Source organism: Streptomyces coryli (assembly GCF_011044975.1).
GTDB lineage: Bacteria > Actinomycetota > Actinomycetes > Streptomycetales > Streptomycetaceae > Streptomyces > Streptomyces coryli.
In genome coordinates this window covers 1-2,803 of record NZ_JAAKZV010000471.1, presented here as the reverse complement: position 1 = coordinate 2,803, position 2,803 = coordinate 1, and the positions used below count along the sequence as shown (strand labels likewise).

Annotated in this window: 4 protein-coding genes; 3 read left to right on the top strand and 1 reads right to left on the bottom strand. The window is 72.0% G+C overall.

Translation table 11 applies throughout. The features are described from left to right. Positions 1 to 101 precede the first annotated feature (101 nt). Positions 102 to 431 (top strand): AzlD domain-containing protein, encoded by a 330-nt coding sequence (locus tag G5C51_RS41345; protein WP_165245998.1) that lies wholly within the window; start codon positions 102 to 104, stop codon positions 429 to 431. Between the two features lie 25 nt (positions 432 to 456). Next, positions 457 to 933 carry a phosphoribosyltransferase family protein gene (locus tag G5C51_RS41340; protein ID WP_165245996.1) on the top strand — a complete coding sequence of 159 codons (477 nt, stop codon included), beginning with the start codon at positions 457 to 459 and terminating at the stop codon, positions 931 to 933. Positions 934 to 950: 17 nt separating this feature from the next. Here the strand turns inward: G5C51_RS41340 and G5C51_RS41335 are convergent, their stop codons facing one another. After that, positions 951 to 1,820, bottom strand: a complete 870-nt coding sequence (locus G5C51_RS41335) for an NAD(P)-dependent oxidoreductase (protein ID WP_165245994.1) — start codon at positions 1,818 to 1,820, stop codon at positions 951 to 953. Between the two features lie 175 nt (positions 1,821 to 1,995). Here G5C51_RS41335 and G5C51_RS41330 point away from each other — a divergent pair, with 175 nt between their 5' ends. After that, complete coding sequence (locus G5C51_RS41330) at positions 1,996 to 2,442, top strand: hypothetical protein (protein WP_165245992.1); 447 nt, start codon at positions 1,996 to 1,998, stop codon at positions 2,440 to 2,442. Positions 2,443 to 2,803: the final 361 nt, after the last annotated feature.

Here is a 2,803-nt window from a genome sequence, read left to right as displayed (position 1 = left end):
GCTGTGGGCGGGGGGCTGAAGGGCGGTGGCGGCGACGGCGGTGGCGGCGACGGCGGTGGCGACGACGGCGAACCGAAGTCGCGTGAAGAGGAGATGGCCGCGTGAATACCTCGACCCTGGCCCTGTTCGTCGGCACCCTCGTGCTCGGCGCCGGCACCTTCGCCTTCCGGTTCGCCGGGCCCGTACTGAAGTCGCGGATGTCGCTGTCGCCGCGGGTCGAGCGGTTGATGGCGGTGGCGACTGTCGTGCTGCTCGCGGCGCTGGTGGCGACGCAGACGCTGCTCGACAACGAGGGGGGCTTCAGCGGCGTCGCCCGTACCGCCGGGGTCGCCGTCGCGGGCGTACTCGCCTGGAAGAAGGCGCCGTTCGTGGTCGTCGTGGTCGCGGCCGCGGGGGTGGCCGCGGGATTGCGGCTGCTGGGCGTGAGTTGACGTTTCTTGGGTTAACGTAACGGCCGTGACGAGCGGCGAGCACGAGATACTCACGTACCAGCGATTCGGCACAGCGGTCCGCGAACTGGCGCAGACCATCGCGGACGACGGCTTCGTGCCGGACGTCATCCTCTCCATCGCCCGCGGCGGGGTCTTCCTCGCGGGCGGCCTGGGTTACGCGCTGGACTGCAAGAACCTGCACCTGATGAACGTCGAGTTCTACACCGGCGAGGGCACCACGCTCGACATGCCGGTGATGCTGCCGCCGGTGCCGAACGCGGTGGACTTCTCCCGGAAGCGCATCCTCGTCGCCGACGATGTCGCCGATACGGGCCGGACGCTGAAGCTCGTCCACGACTTCGTCGCCGACCATGTGGCCGAGGTGCGCAGCGCGGTCATCTACGAGAAGCCGCAGTCGCTGGTGAAGTGCGAATACGTGTGGAAGAGCACGGACCGGTGGATCGACTTCCCGTGGTCGTCGGAGCCACCGGTCACGGCGTAACGGCGTAACGGCCGGCCCTACTCTTTCTCGTCGAACGACGCGAAGTAGCCCGCCGCCATGTCCTCGCCGCCGTGGCCCTGGCGGGAGGCCCGCTCGAAGCGCGCCTTCGCGGCGGCGGTGAGGTCGAGGCGTACGCCCGCGCGGTCGGCCGCCTCCAGGGCGAGGCGGGCGTCCTTCGCGGCGTTGTCCACCGTGAAGCTCGGCTCGTAGTCGCCGGAGAGGATCAGGGCCGACTTGGCCTGCAGATAGCCGCTGTCCAGCGGGCCACCGGTGACCACGTCGAGGAACTGGCGCGGGTCGAGGCCCAGCTGCTGGGTGAGCGCGATCGCCTCGCCGACGCTGTGGGTGAGGTTGATCACCCAGGTGTTCAGCGCGAGCTTGAGGCGGCTCGCCGCGCCGGGCTCCTCCGCGACCCAGATCGTACGGGCGCCGATGACGTCGAAGAGCGGCTGGACGGTGGGACGTACGGACGGGGCGGCGGCGCCGAGGACGGTCAGCTTGCCCTGCTCGGCGGGCTGCTTGGTGCCCGCGACGGGTGCGTCTACGAAGGTGAGGCCGGCCTTGTCGGCGTGCGCGGCGAGCTCGTCCACGTACTCGCCGACGGTGCTGATCTGGACCCATACGGTGCCGGGCGCCGGGTTCGCCGCCTGGATCAGCTCCAGGGCCTGCGGGCCGTCGCCGACGATCGTCAGGACGATGTCGGCGCCCTCGGCCGCGGCGGTGGGGGTGGCGGCGGCCGTCACGCCGTCGGGGGCGAGGGCCTCGGCCTTGCTCGCGGTGCGGTTCCAGGCCCGGACGGGGAAGCCGGCGCGGGCGAGGTTGCGGGCGATGGGGGCGCCGAGGGTGCCGGTGCCGAGGACGGCGATGGCGGGCTGGGCCGTGGACATGGTGGCTCTCCTTGCTGGGCCGGGGGCCGGGTGGGGCTCCGGTACCGGTGCGAACAGTTCAGCTTCCAGTTCAGCGTTCGCCAACGCGAGTGAAATTCCGTCGCCCGTTCGTGTCGGGCGCTGGGCCGGTGCTTGCCAGCCGGGCTTTCCTGGAGAGGAGCACCTGGGAGTACGTATGGGCAAGCACCGCAGCGCATGGGGCGTAACGCCCGGTTCGGCGCGCCCTTTTGCGGTGTACGCGACGCTGGTGGTCGCGGCGGTGGCTTCCGCTTCGTCGGCTTCCTATGTGGTGGGGGCTTCCGCTCAGGCCTCGTACGGCTCGTACGCCACGCACGGCTCGCACGCCTCGCACGGTCCGTACGGCGGCTCGTACGGCGAGACGCGGGTCGTCGAGCCCGACGGGGGCGCGGGCGGGCACCACGGTCATGGGAACGGCAAGGCGCACGCGGGTGTCACCACCGCCTCGGGCAAGGCCCGGGCGGGTGGGCCGGCGCCGCTGCCGCCGGCGCTTGCCGTGACGCCGCAGCTCGCGCCGGTGCCCGGGCGGTGCGGGGCGCTGGCCGGGGCCGATGTGGGGGTGCCGGACTGGTCGTCGCCGCGCACGGTTGTGTTGCGCTGCTGAGGCGTTCCACCGGCCCGGTCGTCTTCCTCCCTCTTTGTCGCCGCGCGCGTCGCGCTGTACCGCGGACCCTCTCCGAGCGGGCTCCCCGGCAGTCCCACGCCATCGCGTGACCGGGGGCCCGGGCCTGGCGCAGTGGGCTCCCGCATGCCGCTCTCTCCGGCGCCGGGCACGACTGCGCACGCAACGCACGCACCACACATCGCACACCGCACCGCACGTCGGCGCGGTTTCACGCGCAGGAGTTTCGCCATGCCTGTAGACGTCTACGCAGCCTTGAACGCAATGGTCCGAGCCGAAGCCGAGGCGGCCATGAGGACCGCCGCAACCTCCCCCACCCGCAAGCCACCACCCGCGGACAGCG

What these genes read in the sequence shown, in the direction of transcription:
- G5C51_RS41335 (WP_165245994.1), bottom strand. Translation starts at nt 1,820, where the DNA reads ATGTCCACGGCCCAGCCCGCCATCGCCGTCCTCGGCACCGGCACCCTC.
- G5C51_RS41330 (WP_165245992.1), top strand. Translation starts at nt 1,996, where the DNA reads ATGGGCAAGCACCGCAGCGCATGGGGCGTAACGCCCGGTTCGGCGCGC.